This is a genomic window from Chryseolinea lacunae (assembly GCF_016735595.1).
Lineage (GTDB): Bacteria > Bacteroidota > Bacteroidia > Cytophagales > Cyclobacteriaceae > Chryseolinea > Chryseolinea lacunae.
Window position 1 is genome coordinate 1,148,691 of the sequence record NZ_JAERRB010000001.1, and the last position, 16,439, is coordinate 1,165,129.

14 protein-coding genes are annotated in these 16,439 nt (G+C 52.8%); 9 read left to right on the forward strand and 5 right to left on the reverse strand.

Features of this window, described 5'->3' with window-relative positions; translation table 11 throughout:
• Positions 1–49: 49 nt before the first annotated feature.
• Positions 50–538, forward strand: a complete 489-nt coding sequence (locus tag JI741_RS04570; protein ID WP_236675863.1) for a VOC family protein — start codon at positions 50–52, stop codon at positions 536–538.
• Positions 539–681: 143 nt separating this feature from the next.
• Positions 682–1,407: an SIMPL domain-containing protein gene (locus JI741_RS04575; protein ID WP_202007810.1), complete on the forward strand. Its 726-nt coding sequence runs from the start codon at positions 682–684 to the stop codon at positions 1,405–1,407.
• A gap of 250 nt (positions 1,408–1,657) precedes the next feature.
• On the opposite strand, the gene JI741_RS04580 is transcribed toward JI741_RS04575, so the two are convergent.
• From JI741_RS04580 to JI741_RS04600, 5 genes are all read right to left on the reverse strand, one after another.
• Positions 1,658–4,066 carry an ABC transporter permease gene (locus JI741_RS04580; protein WP_202007811.1) on the reverse strand — a complete coding sequence of 803 codons (2,409 nt, stop codon included), beginning with the start codon at positions 4,064–4,066 and terminating at the stop codon, positions 1,658–1,660.
• 54 nt (positions 4,067–4,120) lie between these two features.
• Positions 4,121–6,694, reverse strand: coding sequence for a calcium-translocating P-type ATPase, PMCA-type (locus JI741_RS04585; protein ID WP_202007812.1), 2,574 nt, complete (start codon positions 6,692–6,694; stop codon positions 4,121–4,123).
• 176 nt (positions 6,695–6,870) lie between these two features.
• Entirely contained in the window at positions 6,871–7,596 is a 726-nt protein-coding gene (locus JI741_RS04590; protein WP_202007813.1) for an LOG family protein, read from the reverse strand.
• An 8-nt stretch (positions 7,597–7,604) separates the two neighbouring features.
• Positions 7,605–8,111: a DUF892 family protein gene (locus JI741_RS04595; RefSeq protein WP_202007814.1), complete on the reverse strand. Its 507-nt coding sequence runs from the start codon at positions 8,109–8,111 to the stop codon at positions 7,605–7,607.
• 18 nt (positions 8,112–8,129) lie between these two features.
• Complete coding sequence (locus JI741_RS04600) at positions 8,130–8,570, reverse strand: hypothetical protein (RefSeq protein WP_202007815.1); 441 nt, start codon at positions 8,568–8,570, stop codon at positions 8,130–8,132.
• A gap of 189 nt (positions 8,571–8,759) precedes the next feature.
• Between JI741_RS04600 and adhP the strand changes: the two genes are divergently transcribed.
• The 7 genes from adhP to JI741_RS04635 all read left to right on the forward strand — a co-directional run bounded on the left by adhP (position 8,760) and on the right by JI741_RS04635 (position 16,430).
• Complete coding sequence (gene adhP, locus JI741_RS04605) at positions 8,760–9,791, forward strand: alcohol dehydrogenase AdhP (RefSeq protein WP_202007816.1); 1,032 nt, start codon at positions 8,760–8,762, stop codon at positions 9,789–9,791.
• A gap of 29 nt (positions 9,792–9,820) precedes the next feature.
• The gene (locus tag JI741_RS04610) at positions 9,821–11,116 is read left to right on the forward strand and encodes an acetyl-CoA hydrolase/transferase family protein (protein ID WP_202007817.1); all 1,296 of its coding nucleotides are present in this window, start codon (positions 9,821–9,823) and stop codon (positions 11,114–11,116) included.
• Between the two features lie 85 nt (positions 11,117–11,201).
• Positions 11,202–11,666, forward strand: a complete 465-nt coding sequence (locus tag JI741_RS04615) for a pyridoxamine 5'-phosphate oxidase family protein (protein WP_202007818.1) — start codon at positions 11,202–11,204, stop codon at positions 11,664–11,666.
• A gap of 10 nt (positions 11,667–11,676) precedes the next feature.
• Positions 11,677–11,979, forward strand: a complete 303-nt coding sequence (locus JI741_RS04620) for an HPF/RaiA family ribosome-associated protein (protein WP_202007819.1) — start codon at positions 11,677–11,679, stop codon at positions 11,977–11,979.
• Positions 11,980–12,037: 58 nt separating this feature from the next.
• Complete coding sequence (locus JI741_RS04625; RefSeq protein ID WP_202007820.1) at positions 12,038–13,060, forward strand: PAS domain-containing protein; 1,023 nt, start codon at positions 12,038–12,040, stop codon at positions 13,058–13,060.
• A 108-nt stretch (positions 13,061–13,168) separates the two neighbouring features.
• Positions 13,169–14,020, forward strand: a complete 852-nt coding sequence (locus JI741_RS04630) for a universal stress protein (RefSeq protein WP_202007821.1) — start codon at positions 13,169–13,171, stop codon at positions 14,018–14,020.
• 19 nt (positions 14,021–14,039) lie between these two features.
• Positions 14,040–16,430 carry a heavy metal translocating P-type ATPase gene (locus JI741_RS04635; protein ID WP_202007822.1) on the forward strand — a complete coding sequence of 797 codons (2,391 nt, stop codon included), beginning with the start codon at positions 14,040–14,042 and terminating at the stop codon, positions 16,428–16,430.
• Positions 16,431–16,439: the final 9 nt, after the last annotated feature.

Consider the following 16,439-nt stretch of genomic DNA (forward strand, 5'->3'; position numbering starts at 1 on the left):
TTGGTGCGCCATTGAATAACGTGAATAAAAACAACTCTTAGAACCGCCTTTGGACGAACTGCGATGTTTGCCGGACATACAACCACGTTTGCTTTGGAAGTCGCATACCAAGAGGCGGACTTACGAAGTTTTTGCTTTTGCTTTCGGTGTCTGGTTCGGGTTACATTTATTGATCAATGCTGTTGACATGAAAATAAATTTGCTTGTACTCAAAACTTTTAACCCGAAAGCCCTATCTGAGTTTTACGAAATGCTTGGGATCACATTTGAACATCACCGGCATGGGAATGGACCGATGCATTATGCTGCGAACATCGAAGGTGTTGTCTTTGAGATCTATCCTCTTTCCCACGACAAAACCGTTGACAACACGTTGCGTCTGGGCTTTACTGTCGAAAATTTAGATGGTGTGATTGAAAAGATTACTCAGCACACAGGAAGGGTTACGAAGGTTCCGGCGATCACAGAATGGGGGCGGATTGCCGTTGTTGAGGACTTGGATGGGCGGAAGATTGAATTAAAGGAAGCGGCAATATGACAGTGCTTCCTTATGGAAAGTGCAACAATCCACTAAAAAGAAAGCCAGGTTACTCGTGATGTTCAAGGCTCACCAAGAGGAACGTGCTGCCTCTTTATTAATCATCGAATTTATCTATACATAAAACAACACACCATTTCCCTATGAAAACCATCACGTCTCTCCTGTTATGCCTTATCGCATTCACCTCCCTGTCTCAAATAACGACCACACCCAATCAGGCAGCCGCTTCTGCCCCGGGTAGCCGGTTCATTGAAGTTACCGGTGTAGGTGAAATAAACGTCGATCCCAACATCATATATCTGTCCATAGAATTGAAAGAATATAAAAAAAGCGGGAAAATCGTTTCGCTTGAGCAGTTGGAAGACCAATTAAAAAAGGCTCTTCAGGTTGTAAGCATTCCCGTGGAGAATTTGAAAGTGACCGCCTCGTCGGGCAGACAGAGTGCCTTAAAAAAGATGAATGCCGATTTGTTGATCAGCAAGCGTTACATGCTCAAGTTAACAAACATTGATCTCCTGAACCCACTTCTTGGAGAACTGGCCAATGTCGAAATTTTATCAGTGGCCGTCACGGAAGTGACGCACACAGAGATCGAAAAATATAGAACGGAAGCTAAAGTGAAGGCCGCTAACAATGCGCTCGAAAAAGCGACGCTACTGACATCAAGCCTGAACGGCAAACTGGGACCTGTGCTGGAGATAAGTGAGATGAACTTCAACGACCGTCTGGTATTGCGAGGAAAGATTGACTATCAGCCGCGATTCGAAGACACTTCGTACTATGATTCTGACAAGCCGCAAAACGATGTTGCTTTTGAGCAGGTTAAAATATCGTATACATTAATCGCAAAATTCAGAATCGAGTAATGACTGGAGCGACTATTTTTTTCGCAAAGTTGCTGAGAACAAGAATCACACGCATGAATTAGCTCTATTGGCGTTCTTTTGAAACGCTGCTTAATAATAACTTCAACGCTACTACTTGTATGGCATAGCACCCGCGACCTGCGTTAGCGATAGGAACGGAAAGCCCGCAGTGCGGCGGGTTTGGGGGTGGGCGGACTTGCAGTGGATAGCGCGGGCCGAGGATACGAGGCAACGCCATGACTACTGTGCATCACTGATCTTTTAAACTCTTTGCCGGATTGGCCACTGCGGCTTTGATGCTTTGGCTGGCGATGGTGAGCAGGGTGGCCAGCAAAACGATGACGCCGGGCAGAATGATCATCCACCAGCGGATGTCGATTTTGTAGGCGAAGGTTTGCAGCCAGTGCCAGGTGATGTAGTAGGCCAGCGGGAAGGCGAAGGCGCAGCTGATGGCGATGAGCTTGATGTAGGTTTTGGAGAGCATGACCACGATGTTCCACACGGTGGCGCCCAGCACTTTGCGCACGCCGATTTCTTTTGTACGCTTCACCATGGCCAGCGACGCCATGCCGAAGAGGCCGAGGCTGGCCACGGTGATGGAGATGACGCTGAAGAGGCTCAGCAATTTTGCAAAGAGCTCGTCGGCACGGTATTGCTCTTCGAAGAAGCGGTCCATGTAGTAGTAGATGAACGGATCGTTGGGATAGTGTTTGTGCCAGATGGTCTCCATGGCTTTGAGGTAGTTGCCTTCGCGCGATTCCACATTGAAAGAATAGTAGCCGTATTCGTTGGGGTGGCGGTGGAAGAACACGATGGGGTCGACGGGTTTGTGTACCGACTCGTGGTGGTAGTCTTTCCAGACGCCGACCACGGTGGCGATTTCATGGTCGCCGGTGGTGATGCGGGTGTTCACGGCATCGGTGGGTGTGCTGTAGCCCAGGGCGCGTGCAGCCGTCTCGTTGATCATGACGGTGAGGCCGGTTTCTTTGGCGTTGAAGTTTCTTCCGCCCAGCAAGGTGAGTCCGAACGTTTCCTGATAACCTTCGTCGATCCACATGATCCAGAATGATTGTTTGTGTTCGGTGCCGGAGCCCACGGGGTGGATGTCTTCGTCGTGAAAGCGAATTTCCTGACCAGGAATGTTCATGGACGCGGTGCCAGACCGGAGGGCTGCGAGTTGCAGCATGTCGTTGCGGAAGGCGTTGAAGCGCGTGCGTCGCAGGGAGTCGGAGTTGGTTGAGGCGGGCGCGCGCAGGGTGACGGTGTGCCGCGTGTTGAAGCCCGAGTCGAACGCGCGCATGAACGAGAGTTGGCGGCCAGCAATGAGCGTGATGCCCACAATGGCCACGGCCAGAAACAATTGAAAGATCATGAGCCCCTGGTGCAGCAGGTTAGCCTTGCCTTTGCCCGTGCCCAGTTTGTTTTTGAGAATGAGCGCCGGTTTGTATTTGGATATGAAATGCGCGGGATGGAATGCGATGAGCGTGGTGCCCGTCACAAACCCCACAAAGTATAGGCCCCACGTGGTGGGTTGGGTTGGCATGAAGGCGATGTTGGTGAACAGCAGCGCTGCAAAAGGACCGGTGAACAACAGGTAGAGCCCGCAGCCGATCACAAACGTGATGCACGAAAGAATAGCAGCTTCCAATAAAAATTGTCCACTGATGGCGGTGCGTGATGCGCCAAACACTTTGCGCACGCCAATTTCATCGGCGCGCTCGAGTGAGCGTGCCAGCGAGAGGTTGACATAGTTTATCCACGCGGCCAGCAAAATGAACACGGCCAGCGACAACAAGGCATAGAGGATTGTTTTGCGTGTGGCCGGTTTTGCTTCGCCCGACAATTCGTTGGCGGTGTGCAGGTTTTCGTAGGGGCGCAGTTCGTAGCGCGCGGTGTGTCCACGCTTTTCCAGGGTGGTGATGTGTTCGTTGGCCATGGCGGTGAGGCCACGGTTCACGGCGGCGATGTCGGTGATGTTTTCTTTGAGGCGCACATAGGTGAACGTCCACGGTGCGCTGAAGTTTCCGTCTTTGGAGACCCAGCCGTAGTAGGGCATGGTGGACCAGGAGAGCAGAAAGTCAAAATCGAGCGACGCGCTGGCGGGAATGTCTTCGAACACGCCGGTGACGGTGAAGGGCAGGCGTTCGTTGAAGTAGAGTATTTTGCCCATGGGGTCGGCGTCGCCAAAATAGACGCGGGCCTGCGACTTCGAGATCATGACGGAGCTTGGCGGTGTGAGCGATTGATCGGCGGAGCCGCTGACGATTTTGAGGGGAAACACTTTCAGAAACGAACTGTCGACGTAGAGCATGTTCTGGTCTACGATGCGCACGTCTTCGGTGAAGATGTAGGCCTTCTCGTTGTAGACCCGCGTCACGGCTTCCACTTCGGGCGCATATTCGTGCACGAGCAGAGCGGTGCGGTCGTGGGTGCGTGCGGTTTGCAGCACGGGTTGCCCCTGCTGGTATTCGAAGTAGTCGATGCGATAGATGCGTTCGCCGCCGGGATAAAATTTGTCGTAGCTAAACTGGTAGCTCACATAGTTGGTGAGCGCCAGAAAAATGGCAATGCTGATGGAGAGACCCACGATGTTGATGGTCGCGAAAAGTTTGTAGCGCAACAGGTTTCGCAGGGCGGTGTTCCAATAGTGTTTCAGCATAGGATGGACGGTTTGAGCAGTTCGAAGGTAGCGTTTTATATAGGTTCGCCGGAATCAACGTTTCTTCTTCCACAAAAGCTTTTCAACCTCCACGCCCAGGAACACAACGCTCGACACGGCGAGGGTGAGCAACAGTTCGCCAAAGGTGAGCGGCTGTGTTTTGAAGATGGTGTTCAGAAACGGAACGTAGATCACGGCCAGTTGCAAACCTATGGTGATGGCCAGCGCGCCCAGCATGGGTTTGTTAGACAGCAGGCCGATGCGAAAGATTGAGCTGTGTTCGGACCGGATGGCCACCACGTGTCCTAGTTGGCTGAAGCAAAGCACAGTGAAGGTCATGGTTTGCCAGTGCATGTCGCCGGTGTGCAGGGCCAGGGCCTCCATGGCGAGTGTGACGGCGCCCATGAGAAAGCCAAACACAATGATGTGTCGCCCCATACCGTTGGCAAAGATGTTTTCTTTCGGGCTCCGGGGTGGGCGGTTCATGATGTCTGGTTCGGAGGGTTCGGACGCCAGTGCCAGGCCGGGTAGCCCATCCGTGATGAGATTCATCCAGAGGATGTGGATGGGCAACAGGGGAATGGGCAAGCCCACGAGCGGCGCGAGGAACAGGGCCCATATTTCACCAGAGTTGCCCGTCATGATATACTTGATGAATTTGAGGATGTTGTCGAAGATGCGACGACCGTGTTTCACCGCTTTCACGATGGTGGCAAAGTTGTCGTCGAGCAAAATCATGTGTGAGGCTTCTTTCGACACTTCGGTGCCGTTGATGCCCATGGCGATGCCGATGTCGGCGTTCTTGAGGGCGGGTGCGTCGTTCACGCCGTCGCCCGTCATGGCCACAAATTGGTTTCGGGCTTGCAGGGCGCCGATGATGCGCAGCTTTTGTTCGGGATCGACACGTGCATAGACGCGCACATTTTCTACGACGGCGGCAAACGCTGCATCGTCGAGTTTTTTCAGTTCTGCGCCTTCGAGGATCACGTCGGTGGCAGCCGACACGATGCCCAGGTTTTCGGCCACGGCTTTGGCGGTGAGCTTGTGGTCGCCGGTGATCATGACGGGCGTGATGCCAGCGGCCTTGCATTGGGCCACGGCCTCGCGGGCTTCTTCACGGGGCGGGTCCATCATGCCTGCCACGCCGATGAAGGTGAGTGACGTTTCGATGGTTTCGGGTGTGACTTCGGAAGGCATGTCGCTGAACACGCGCACGGCATAGCCAAGTGTGCGGTAGCCGCGTTGTGCCATGGCGTTGGCTTCGTCTTCGAAGGCGGCGATGGAGGCTTGTTGTTCGGGGATCAGTTTGGTGAACAATATGTCTACCGCGCCTTTCACGATGGCCACCACACCGGCGTTGGTCTGGTGCAGCGTGGTCATGCTTTTGCGGCGTGAGTCGAAAGGAAGCTCGCCCAGCCGGGGATATTTTTCTTCGAGCACAAAACGTTCGTGCCCGTTGTCTTGTGCATATTGGGCCAGCGCCACTTCGGTTGACTCTCCTACCCAAACACCTTCCTTGTCTTTGGTGACATCGTTGTTGAGGCCGATGGCTTTGTGGAGCACGTTTTGATTTTCGAAAATGCCCAGCGACGATGCCGCATCATTTTCAAAAATTTCCTGCACCGTCATTTTGTTCAGCGTGAGCGTGCCGGTTTTGTCGGAGCAGATGAAGGTGACCGAGCCGAGGGTTTCTACGGCGGGAAGTTTGCGAATGAGGGCGTTGTTTTTCACGAGGCGTTTTGCCCCCAGCGCCAGCGCGATGGTGACCAGCGCCGGCAAGGCTTCGGGAATGGCCGCTACGGCCAGCGAGATGGAAGTGAGCAGCATGGTGGTCCACGCTTCGCCGCGCAGCCAGCCCACAAAGAAGAACACCACGCAGAGCAAAAGAATGATCACCGTGAGTCGTTTGCCAAAACCGTCGAGTCGTTTTTGCAAGGGTGTTTTGATCTCTTCGGTCTGGATCATTTTGGCGATACGGCCCAGCTCGGTTTTCATGCCGGTGGCCACCACATAGCCGGTGCCGCGACCGTTGGTGACGTGGGTGCCCTTGTAGCCGATGTTGACCCGGTCGCCCAGCGAATATTCACCATCCTGAAGCGTGTCGGGTGTCTTTTCAATGTTCACCGATTCGCCGGTAAGCGACGACTCGTCTACTTTGAGTGCATAGGCTTCGATGACGCGGATATCGGCGGGAATGATGTTGCCGGCTTCGAGCTGCACCACGTCGCCGGGCACCAGTTCGGAAGCAACAACGTCGATGGGATGCCCGTCGCGTAGCACGCGCGCGTGGCTTGCGGCCATGTTCTCCAGTGCTTCCATGGCTTTTTCGGCGCGATATTCCTGTGCCACACCCACGATGGCGTTGATGACCACGATGGCCAGAATGACGATGGTGTCGGTGAGGTCGCCCATCACACCCGAGACCACGGCGGCAGCCACGAGGATGATAATCATGAAGTCGGTGAGCTGCTGCCACAGCATGTGCCACACGGTTTTTCGCTTCTTGGCTTCGAGCGAGTTTTTGCCATGTTCCAGCAGACGTTGTTGCGCCGTGGCGTTGTCGAGGCCAGCCGTGCTGGTTTTCAGTGTCTGGGCAATGGTGGTCAGTGACTGCAGGTGATAATGCATTCGATGGGGGGATTTGGGTTACGCTAGCGCGAGGCTATCTTCCAAAGATACGTATCCTTTCCAGCCATGATGCGCCCGTCTGTATAAAACTGGCTGTTAATTACCCCGGTAATGCGTCAGGAAAAAACTGTTTGGATGTTGACAAATGCAGGACAGCAGCACTTTGGAAAAAGAATTCACTTTCGTTCCAAGAGCCAGCGGATAGGCGACGACTTTTTTTCGTAGGCAAGACCATAGCGCACAATGCTTTTCTCTTTGATGAACTCCACGGCCTCGTCTACAGAATCGGTGACCAGGATCAGCTTGAGGTCCTCGGCGGTGATGGTTTGTTTGAGCTTCATCCATTCGAGATGATCGACCAGGTCTTTGTAGAAGTCGCGGTCGAAGACAATGATGGGAAAACGCAGGATCTTTTTGGTTTGGGTGAGGGTGAGTGCTTCAAAAAATTCGTCCATGGTTCCGAAGCCACCGGGCAGCACGATGAAGGCGAAGGAGTATTTGATGAGGAGTGTTTTTCGCACAAAGAAGTAGCGAATGTTCACCCACTTGTCGAGGTAACGGTTGGGAGCTTGTTCGGTGGGCAACACAATGTTGCAGCCCACCGAGCGGCCGCCGACTTCTTTAGCGCCGCGGTTCGCGGCTTCCATCAACCCCGGACCACCGCCAGTCATGACGGTGAATCCCAGTTGTGCCACGCGCGCCGCCACGTGACGCGCCTCAGCATAGTAGGCGTGCTTTTCGTCGAAGCGCGCCGATCCAAAAAACGTGACGCATGGCCCCACGAAATGCAATGCCCTAAAGCCTTTTATAAAATCAAAAAGAATTTTTATCACAAACGTCAATTCCTCCCACCGCGATTGCGGTCCGGAAAGAAACCGAATCTCTTCCTTTGTCTCGGCCATGATGACGTTTATGAAAATGCTTCTTCTACTTTTCCGGTGAACTCGTGCAACGAAAGCTCCTTCAGTTCGTGTTCGTGGCGGCGTTCCCAACGCAGGATGGTTTCCAATAGCTCGGTGGCCGTGTCAAGTTCCAGCGTTTCGGCATAGCGGACGCTGGCTTCGTAGGCACAGGCTTTGTAAGCGCTGATACGTTGCAGGCAGTTGATAAGCAGCAGGTCCTGCACATGATGCGTCTGTGCGAACTTTAGCCGCACAAACGTTTCTTCTACCAGTTCGTCGATCACATTGGTGTGGCAGGAGATGGGCTCGTGGTTGAGATAGGAAAACACACGATCGATCTTCGACTGTTTGAGTTCGCAGCTTTCGGCATAGCGACGCAGGAGGTTGCGCAGCTTTTCCGACTGCACAATGCCCAACATTTTGATGAGGCTTCCCTTCAGTTTTCGTTCGCTGCAATACAAGTTTTCAAGTTCGAGCACGAGGGCGTCTTCCAGGGTGTTGATCGTGTTTTTCATAGTCGTGGGGTTTTGGATTTAATGAATTGACTCGTCTCCCTTTTGCAGGGGATGTTGGGCCACCCAGTGTTTGAGATCCTCTTTCAGCAACTCGATGCGTGCAGAGAGGGCGACGGCTTCATTCATGATGGCATCGTGCTCGTGATAATATTGCGTGTCCCATTCGCTTTTTGTTTCCAGCATTTTCGCCAGGCGGCTTTCGTGGTTACGCAATTTTTTCCGCATATCTTCGATCACCTCCACGGTGTAGAAGAAGATCAGGTTTTGCAGGTGATCTATTTCAGTCTTGTCGGGCCGCACCACGCCCACAGCAGCATGTTCGTCGAGGAGCTTGTGAAAAAATGCCAGTTCACTTTTCCAGTGCATGGTGGCCGATAGCCAGGCAAGCGTTTTGGCGTGCTTGTCAAGCAAGGCCGGCTGCAACGCATAGTTCTTGGTAACTCCGATGATGGAAATCATAAGCTTGTTTTTTTACGAAAGGTAGCAGACACACAGCGGCGCCGTTATGAGGTTTGTTTTACTGAAACCTGATTTTGGTCACACGCCCACCCCGTCCTTCGGGTGCTGACATAGATTATGCTTTTACCTGACTTTTGTCATGCGCCTGCCCTCGCGATGGCGGTAGCTTTCGGATATAACAAAAACGCCATGTACCCTCAAAAAATGAAAGCCGCAGTCGCTACCCGTTTCGGTGGCAAACTTTCCATTGAAGAAGTGCCTGTGAAACGCCCGGGCAAAAATGAAATCCTGGTGAAAGTGATGGCCTGCGGTGTTTGTCATACAGACTTGCACGCCGTGAGTGGCGACTGGCCCGTGAAGCCCAAGCTTCCCTTCATTCCCGGCCACGAGGGCATTGGCTATGTGGCCGCACTCGGTGAGGACGTGAATTATATGAAGGAGGGCGACGTGGTGGGCGTGCCGTGGTTGTATACGGCCTGCGGGCACTGTGAACATTGCATCACGGGGTGGGAGACTTTGTGTGGTCAGCAAAAAAACACCGGCTATGGTGTGGACGGAAGTTATGCCGAATATGTGGTGGCCGATGCCCGCTATGTGGGTCGCTTTCCCACCAACATTGATTTCATTGCCATGGCTCCCATTCTCTGTGCGGGGGTGACGGTTTATAAAGGTTTGAAGGAAACCGAAGTGAAGCCCGGCGAATGGGTTTCCATTTCGGGCATTGGCGGGTTGGGACATGTGGCGGTGCAATATGCAAAAGCCATGGGCATGCACGTGGCGGCCATCGACGTGGCGGACGACAAGCTTGCGCTGGCGAAGTTGCTTGGCGCGGATGTGGTGGTGAATTCGACACGACAAGATGCCGGCGAGTTTATCAAAAAAGAAACTGGTGGCGTGCACGGCTCGCTGGTGACGGCGGTTTCGCCGGTGGCCTTTCGTCAGGCATTGAACACGCTTCGCCGCAAAGGCACCCTGTCGCTGGTCGGTTTGCCTCCCGGAAGTTTTGACCTGCCTATTTTTGAAACGGTATTGAATCGTTTCACCATTCGCGGCTCCATTGTGGGAACACGCAAAGACTTGCAGGAGTCTATCGAGTTTGCGCTCGATGGAAAAGTGAAAGCCACCGTGCACGCGGCAAAGCTCGAAGACATTAACGACGTGTTCGATAATATGAAAACCGGCAACATCGAAGGACGCGTGGTGCTGAATGTTGGCTCATAGAAATTTATTCATCTCTAAAACTATACATCATGAATTACATATCCGGAGAAGAAGCGGTCAAGGTTATTAAACCCGGCGATCGCGTTTACATACACGGTGGCGCGGCCACTCCCCTCTATCTGTTGAAGAAACTTACCGAACGCGCCGCCGAGTTGTGGAACGTGGAATTGGTGAGCATCAGTCTGCAGGGCAAGGCACTGGTGACGGACCCTCAATACAAAAACAGTTTCCGAATGAACTCGCTGTTTGTGTCGGAGAATGTGCGCGAAGCCGTGAATGACGGACGGGCCGACTATGTTCCCATTTTCCTCAGTGAAATTCCGTTGTTGTTCAAACGAAACATTCTTCCGCTCGACGTGGCCCTGGTGCAGGTGTCGCCGCCCGACAAACATGGCTATTGTTCGCTGGGCGTTTCTGTAGACATTGCCGCCACGGCGATTCAAACTGCGAAACATGTTGTGGCGCAGGTGAACCCGCGCATGCCGCGCACGCTGGGCGACGGCATTGTGCATTGCAGCGCATTCAACGCCATGGTGCTGATGGAACAGGAACTGCCGGAGATCATTAACAACAACCCGCACGAAGAGATTTCGCACCGCATCGGCATGTATTGCGCCGAGCTTGTGGAAGACCGCGCCACCTTGCAAATGGGCATCGGTTCCATTCCCGATGCCGTACTCAAATGCCTGACCGGTCACAAGGGTCTGGGCATTCACACCGAAATGTTTTCCGACGGCATCATTCCGTTGCTTGAGCAGGGTGTGGTGACAAACGAACACAAAAAGAAATACCGGAATAAAACGGTAACTTCATTCTTATTGGGAAGCCGAAAACTCTACGACTTTGTTGACGACAACCCGTCGGTGGTGGTGCTCAACATAGACTATGTGAACGACACGGCGGTGATCCGCACCAATCCGAAAGTGACGGCCATCAACAGCGCCATTGAGGTGGACATTACGGGCCAGGTTTGTTCCGACTCGATTGGCACCTATCATTTCTCGGGCGTGGGTGGCCAGATGGATTTTATGCGCGGGGCAGCGTTGTCGGAGGGTGGCAAGCCTATCATTGCATTGCCTTCCATCACCAAGAAGGGCGAGTCGAAAATCTCGGCGTTTCTGAAACCCGGTGCCGGTGTGGTGACGACGCGGGCGCACGCGCACTATATTGTGACGGAATATGGCATTGCCTATCTCTATGGCAAGAACATGCGGCAACGCGCAAAGGCGCTGATTGACATTGCACACCCCAATCATCGCGAGGCCCTGGAGAAAGCCGCCTTCGAACGCTTTCACAACTATGAATTTGAACGCACATACTATTGATGGGTAACGACGAACATCATCGTTTCGCATAGACCATTTCACTTCCCGGACGCATGTCGACATTGATCATTCAAACTTTGAAACTATGCTGGGCACTCTTTCCAAAAAACAATGTGAGCGCGTGTTGCTTGCGGGGTTGATAGGCCGCGTGGGATGCCACGCCGGCGGCAAGGTCTATATCGTGCCGCTGACCTATGTGTTTGATGGCGGCATGATCTATGCCCATTCGAAAGAAGGCCTGAAGGTGACGATGATGCGCAAGAATCCAAATGTATGTTTCCAGGTGGACCAGGTCGACAATATGACCAACTGGCGAAGCGTGGTGTTGTGGGGAACGTTTGAAGAAGTGAAGACACCAGCCGCACAAGACAAGGTCCTGAAGTTGCTGGTCGACCGGTTTGAAGCGTTTCACACCAGCGAATCGGTGAAACCTGTCTTCCACACCGCCGAGCACCAGCCCCTGAAAGAAAAAAAGCCTGTGATCTTCCGGATCGTCGTAGACGAAATGACAGGTCGATTTGAAAAGAACACGTCCGAAAATATCATCTAAAAAAAACGCTATGAAAATAACCATCCAGACCCCGGGCTTTACCGGCAAACCCGAGTTGCTCAAATTTGCCGAAGAGCATGTTCAAAAGTTCAGCCACCTGAGCGACCGCATCATGGAAGGCAAAGTGGTGCTGCACATCGACAAGTCGGACGAGAAGAAGAATAAGGTATGCGACATTCGTCTTGCCGTGCCGGGCAATGATCTGTTTGCCACCAAAACCGCGGGCAGTTTCGAAGAAGCCATTGCCGACACGTGCCAGGCCCTGCGCAAACAAGTTGAAGGCTGGAAAGAACTTCCAACCCGCTCTGCATAAACGACCATTCTTTGTCACCTGTAAAATCAATCGGTCCCCCACAAAAAACAGTGCATCCTTGAACACATCCATTTTTCCTCCTCCGGATTTTCGAAGCAAACTTATTCAACAATTGCCCGGTGTGTATTACATGGTTCAGTATACAGATCATTGGGAAGTGATTTCCGCCACGGAACAAACCTCCGAGCTGCTGGGTTTCACACCCCGTGAAATTTACATTATGTCGTGCAACTTTTTTGAACGGGTCATTCATCCGGAAGACTTCACCATGGTGAGCGAACGGAAACAAAATTCGTTTGAAGAAGGAAAGCTGTTTGTGTTGGAATATCGAATCTATGACAAGTTCAAGTCCCTGAAATATGTGCGCGACCAATATACCTGTTTCAAAAGTTCGGACGGCACGTGGCTGATGGAAGGCTACCTGAGCGAGATCGCGCAAACGGGCATACGCGACCGGCTCATTCAACAGCTACGGGCCTATCGCGACGCCGTTGATGTGAACATGATCTCGTCTATCACCGACACCAAAGGAAAGATTGTGTATGCAAACGAAAACTTTTGCCGGATCTCCAAATACACCATGTGGGAACTGGTGGGAAAAAATCACCGGATCGTGAACTCCGGCCACCACAGTAGCGAATTTTTTGCAGACCTCTGGAACACCATTTCGGATGGCAAGCTGTGGCAAGGCGAAATTCTCAACAAGGCCAAAGATGGCACGCTCTATTGGGTCGACACCGTGATCATTCCCATCTTCGACGAGAGCAGGAAGATTGTGAACTACCTGTCGCTGCGCATGCCCATAGACGACCGCAAGGATGCCGAGGCGCACCGGAAAAATTATGTTCACCTCCTGGAAAAAATTGCCTTCATCGTGGCCCACGAGGTGAGAGGACCGTTGTGCAGCATTCTGGGCTTGGTGAACCTGCTGGTACTGCCCGACAACACCCCCGAGCAAACCGCGATGGCCATCGGCTATTTGAAAGGCTCGGCCGATCAGCTCAACGCCATCACACAAAAACTTTCGCGCTTTGTGTGGGAGAACGAGATCGAGTTGAAGGTGAATGCCTATAAAGAATAGCAGGCCGAACCCAAAAACCTGACATAAATCAGGTTTTGCGCTGACACCCCTCACACCGGCGCCCGGGGGCTTCCGCTATTTTTGATACATCAACAAACCAACAACACCATGAAAAACATACTTGTCCCCTGCGATTTTTCCAAGCCCGCCATCAATGCCTTCCGGTTCGCATTGGATATTGCCGCGCAATCGGCTGGCACTGTACATTTGGTTAACGTGGTTGAGCTTCCGGTGTTGCACGACACAGTGCTTATGCCGGTGTTGAATTTTGAACAGACGTTGCTGAACGACTTGCGGGCGCATGCCGAAAAGTCGTTTGAAAAAATAACCAGTAAATATTCTAACGAGGGCGCGAAGGTGGTGACGAACGTATCGTTCGGGCCGGTGTATGGTAAAATACTGGATTACATTGCCGACAAAAATATCGACGTCGTGGTGATGGGATCGCACGGCAGCAGCGGCCTGCGCGAGCTCTTTATTGGTTCGAATGCCGAACGCCTGGTTCGTAATTCGCCGGTGCCCGTGCTGGTGTTGAAAGATTATTTCAAAGGTCCTGTGAAAAACATTGTGTTCCCCAACAATCTCGACACCGATTCGCAGGAAGAACTCACATTGAAAGTGAAGGCTCTTCAGGATTTCTTCAAGGCACACCTGCACATTGTGTGGATCAACACACCGCTGAACTTTACATCCGACACGATTACGCTAAAGAGAATGGAAGCGTTTGCCAAGCGGTTTATGCTCAAGAACTATACCCTCAGCATTTTTAATCACACCGACACCGAAGAAGGCATTCTCGAATTCAGCAAAAAAATACAAGGCGACCTCATTGCCATGGCCACACACGGCCGCACGGGCATAGCCCACCTGGTGAACGGAAGCCTGGCCGAAGATGTGGTGAACCACACCAAAGGCATGGTGTGGACCTACACACTGAAGAACGAACTGGTAGAAGCTTAGTCACAAACGGTTTTTACGGATGAACACAAGCGTTGTTGAATCGCTCCGTTGCTTTCATTGTGGTGAACCGTGCGACGACATCCTCTATTTTGAGGACAGACCGTTTTGCTGCGAAGGCTGCAAAACGGTCTATGAAATTCTGGACACCCACAACCTCTGCGACTACTACCAGCTTGATGGCCATTCGGGCCTCACCCTCAAAAATGCAGTTGCGGGATCGTATGCCCACCTCGACGCTCCCGACGTGCGCCGGAAACTCCTGACGTTTGATTCGCCTGAATTGTCGAAAGTGAACTTTCAGGTTCCGTCCATCCATTGCGTGTCGTGCATCTGGCTACTGGAAAATTTGCGGAAGCTGAACGCCGGTGTGTTTAAAGCGGAAGTGAGCTTTGGACGGAAAACTGTGACCATCGATTTTGATCCGTCGCGTGTGAAACTTTCGGAGCTTGCTCACCTCATGGCCTCGGTGGGCTATGCACCGGTGATCCGGCTCGATGAAACTGAAGTAGCCAAAAAACCAACCCATCGCGGACTTCTCTACAAGCTTGTGATTGCGGGCTTTGCGTTTGGCAACATCATGCTCTTCAGCTTTCCGGAATACCTGGGACTAGAAGCAAACGATGATGTTCTGAAATCGCTGTTCTCGTGGCTGAACCTGGCGTTGTCTGTTCCCGTGTTTTTTTATAGTGCTTCAGAATATTTCACATCGGCTTGGAAGAGTTTCCGCCAGAGGCAAATCAACATTGATGTGCCCATTGCAGCCGGCCTGCTGGCGCTGTTTCTGCGCAGCACCTTCGACATTCTCACAGCAACCGGTCCCGGCTATCTCGATTCGTTTTCCGGTTTAGTATTCTTTCTGCTCATTGGCCGGTGGTTCCAGGGGAAAACCTATGAGAGCCTGGCCTTTGACCGCGACTTCAAATCGTATTTCCCACTGGCCGTGAACCGGCTCGCAGGAAAGGATTGGACGTCGGCCATTATCTATGAGCTGAAGAAAGGCGATGTCATAAAAATAAGAAGCATGGAGATTGTTCCCTCCGATGCCGTGCTGAACGACAGCGATGCTTTCTTTGACTACAGTTTTGTGACGGGCGAGGCAAAGCCAGTGAAGGTGAAACGAGGCGACCTGGTGTATGCCGGCGGACGCCTCATTGGGAAACCGGTGGTGCTTACGGTGGAGAAGAGCACGTCGCAAAGTCACCTGACCAGCCTTTGGAACAACGAAGCTTTCCGGAAAACGGAAGAGAGTCAGTATAAAAAAATCATTGATCGTTCGGCACGGAAATTCACGTGGGTGGTGATGGCGCTGGCGGTGGTCACAGCAGGCGTGTGGCAGTGGTATGCGCCACAACACATGTGGCTGGTGCTCACCTCGGTGCTGATGGTGGCGTGTCCGTGCGCGTTGGCGCTGGCGGCGCCCTTCACCTATGGCAGCATGTTGCGTGTGTTTGGTCAACACGGTTTCTTTCTGAAAAATGCCGATGTGATTGAACGGCTGGCGTGCATCGATGCCGTGGTGTTCGACAAGACGGGCACGGTTACGCACGGTCGCGAACCCGGCGTGGAATTTGTGGGCGACCTCGATGCCACTGAACTTGGTGCGGTGAAGTTGCTCACCGGTGCCTCCACGCATCCGCTCAGCACCATTGTTTCGAAATCCATTCACCGACCGCTTCACGAAAACATCACACAGTTCAAAGAGCTGCCGGGCAAGGGTGTGCAGGGGATGATCGGTGACCGATTTGTGCAGGCCGGGTCGGCTAACTTTGTCGGGTTCCGGGAGAACCTTGATCCCCGGGCGTCTTATGTGTTCATCGCCATCGACAACAACATAAAAGGTTATTTCATCATCACGGTTAAAATAAGACCCAATCTCAAACACATGCTGTCACGGCTGGGCACAACCTGTGCGGCGTTGCTCTCGGGCGATAACGACGCCGACCGGGGCAGCATGCGCGCGGTGTTTCCGGCGTCGGCATCGCTGCTGTTCAACCAGGACCCGCACCACAAGCTGGCGTTCATCCAAAGCCTGCAACAGCAAGGCAAGAATGTGTTGATGGTGGGCGATGGCCTCAACGACTCGGGTGCGCTGAAGCAAAGCAACGTGGGCATTGCAGTTTCAGACGACAGCGGCATTTTCACACCCGCCTGCGATGGCATTCTGGACGGCAAGCAACTGCCGCAGCTCGACAAATTTATGGCGCTTGCCAAATACTCGTCTATCATTCTGAAAATCGCTTTTGGCATTTCGTTCTTCTACAACACCATTGCGCTCGGCGTTGCCGTGACCGGTCACCTCACGCCGCTGGTGGCGGCCATTCTTATGCCGGTGAGCAGCATCAGCGTGGTGGGCTTTTCAACTTTTGCTGTCAACGCCGTGGCCCGGCGCAAACTGGGCGCGGTCAACTAAAAAATTATA

Bases quoted from the DNA above. Each gene is read 5' to 3' on its own strand.
- JI741_RS04575 (WP_202007810.1), top strand. From the start codon at position 682: ATGAAAACCATCACGTCTCTCCTGTTATGCCTTATCGCATTCACCTCC.
- JI741_RS04580 (WP_202007811.1), bottom strand. From the start codon at position 4,066: ATGCTGAAACACTATTGGAACACCGCCCTGCGAAACCTGTTGCGCTAC.
- JI741_RS04585 (WP_202007812.1), bottom strand. From the start codon at position 6,694: ATGCATTATCACCTGCAGTCACTGACCACCATTGCCCAGACACTGAAA.
- JI741_RS04590 (WP_202007813.1), bottom strand. From the start codon at position 7,596: ATGGCCGAGACAAAGGAAGAGATTCGGTTTCTTTCCGGACCGCAATCG.
- JI741_RS04595 (WP_202007814.1), bottom strand. From the start codon at position 8,111: ATGAAAAACACGATCAACACCCTGGAAGACGCCCTCGTGCTCGAACTT.
- JI741_RS04600 (WP_202007815.1), bottom strand. From the start codon at position 8,570: ATGATTTCCATCATCGGAGTTACCAAGAACTATGCGTTGCAGCCGGCC.
- adhP (WP_202007816.1), top strand. From the start codon at position 8,760: ATGTACCCTCAAAAAATGAAAGCCGCAGTCGCTACCCGTTTCGGTGGC.
- JI741_RS04610 (WP_202007817.1), top strand. From the start codon at position 9,821: ATGAATTACATATCCGGAGAAGAAGCGGTCAAGGTTATTAAACCCGGC.
- JI741_RS04615 (WP_202007818.1), top strand. From the start codon at position 11,202: ATGCTGGGCACTCTTTCCAAAAAACAATGTGAGCGCGTGTTGCTTGCG.
- JI741_RS04620 (WP_202007819.1), top strand. From the start codon at position 11,677: ATGAAAATAACCATCCAGACCCCGGGCTTTACCGGCAAACCCGAGTTG.
- JI741_RS04630 (WP_202007821.1), top strand. From the start codon at position 13,169: ATGAAAAACATACTTGTCCCCTGCGATTTTTCCAAGCCCGCCATCAAT.
- JI741_RS04635 (WP_202007822.1), top strand. From the start codon at position 14,040: ATGAACACAAGCGTTGTTGAATCGCTCCGTTGCTTTCATTGTGGTGAA.